1 protein-coding gene and 1 pseudogene are annotated in these 1885 nt (G+C 39.6%); both read left to right on the plus strand.

The annotated features are described in order from the left end of the window. A partial coding sequence (locus tag H8S63_RS19245) for a TetM/TetW/TetO/TetS family tetracycline resistance ribosomal protection protein (RefSeq protein ID WP_186927670.1) occupies window positions 1-1456 on the plus strand: 1456 nt, incomplete at its 5' end. Then, window positions 1456-1885: pseudogene (locus tag H8S63_RS19250) on the plus strand (hypothetical protein); the annotation flags it as partial. The gene H8S63_RS19245 and the pseudogene H8S63_RS19250, both read left to right, overlap by 1 nt.

The following is a 1885-nucleotide window of genomic DNA, read 5'->3' on the forward strand; positions in this document are numbered from 1 at the left end:
TGTTGTCGATGGATCGGTTTATCCGGTTTGCTCCCAAACATATATAAAGGAAGAATACAAAGAATTTGTATGCAACCATGACGACAATATATTAGAACGATATTTGGCGGATAGCGAAATTTCACCGGCTGATTATTGGAATACGATAATCGCTCTTGTGGCAAAAGCCAAAGTCTATCCGGTGCTACATGGATCAGCAATGTTCAATATCGGTATCAATGAGTTGTTGGACGCCATCACTTCTTTTATACTTCCTCCGGCATCGGTCTCAAACAGACTTTCATCTTATCTTTATAAGATAGAGCATGACCCCAAAGGACATAAAAGAAGTTTTCTAAAAATAATTGACGGAAGTCTGAGACTTCGAGACGTTGTAAGAATCAACGATTCGGAAAAATTCATCAAGATTAAAAATCTAAAAACTATCAATCAGGGCAGAGAGATAAATGTTGATGAAGTGGGCGCCAATGATATCGCGATTGTAGAGGATATGGATGATTTTCGAATCGGAAATTATTTAGGTGCTGAACCTTGTTTGATTCAAGGATTATCGCATCAGCATCCCGCTCTCAAATCCTCCGTCCGGCCAGACAGGCCCGAAGAGAGAAGCAAGGTGATATCCGCTCTGAATACATTGTGGATTGAAGACCCGTCTTTGTCCTTTTCCATAAACTCATATAGTGATGAATTGGAAATCTCGTTATATGGTTTAACCCAAAAGGAAATCATACAGACATTGCTGGAAGAACGATTTTCCGTAAAGGTCCATTTTGATGAGATCAAGACTATATACAAAGAACGACCTGTAAAAAAGGTCAATAAGATTATTCAGATCGAAGTGCCGCCCAACCCTTATTGGGCCACAATAGGGCTGACTCTTGAACCCTTACCGTTAGGGACAGGGTTGCAAATCGAAAGTGACATCTCCTATGGTTATCTGAACCATTCTTTTCAAAATGCCGTTTTTGAAGGGATTCGTATGTCTTGCCAATCCGGGTTACATGGATGGGAAGTGACTGATCTGAAAGTAACTTTTACTCAAGCCGAGTATTATAGCCCGGTAAGTACACCTGCTGATTTCAGACAGCTGACCCCTTATGTCTTCAGGCTGGCCTTGCAACAGTCAGGTGTGGACATTCTCGAACCGATGCTCTATTTTGAGTTGCAGATACCCCAAGCGGCAAGTTCCAAAGCTATTACAGATTTGCAAAAAATGATGTCTGAGATTGAAGACATCAGTTGCAATAATGAGTGGTGTCATATTAAAGGGAAAGTTCCATTAAATACAAGTAAAGACTATGCATCAGAAGTAAGTTCATACACTAAGGGCTTAGGCATTTTTATGGTTAAGCCATGCGGGTATCAAATAACAAAAGGCGGTTATTCTGATAATATCCGCATGAACGAAAAAGATAAACTTTTATTCATGTTCCAAAAATCAATGTCATCAAAATAATGGAGCGGTCAGGAAATTTCTATAAGGCAATACAGTTGGGATATATACTTATCTCCATTCTTATCGGATGTATGGCATATAATAGCCTCTATGAATGGCAGGAGATAGAAGCATTAGAACTTGGCAATAAAAAAATAGACGAGCTCCGAAAAGAAATAAACAATATCAATATTCAAATGATAAAATTTTCTCTATTGGGTGAAACAATACTGGAATGGAACGATAAAGATATCGAGCATTACCATGCACGGCGTATGGCAATGGACAGTATGCTTTGCCGTTTCAAGGCCACCTATCCAGCAGAGCGCATCGATAGTGTGCGCAGTCTTTTAGAGGATAAGGAACGACAGATGTTCCAGATAGTCCGGTTAATGGATGAACAACAATCTATTAACAAGAAGATAGCCAATCAAATTCCGGTTATTGTGC

Origin of the sequence: Bacteroides sp. NSJ-39, from assembly GCF_014287315.1 — a bacterium.
Classification (GTDB): Bacteria; Bacteroidota; Bacteroidia; order Bacteroidales; family Bacteroidaceae; genus Bacteroides; species Bacteroides finegoldii.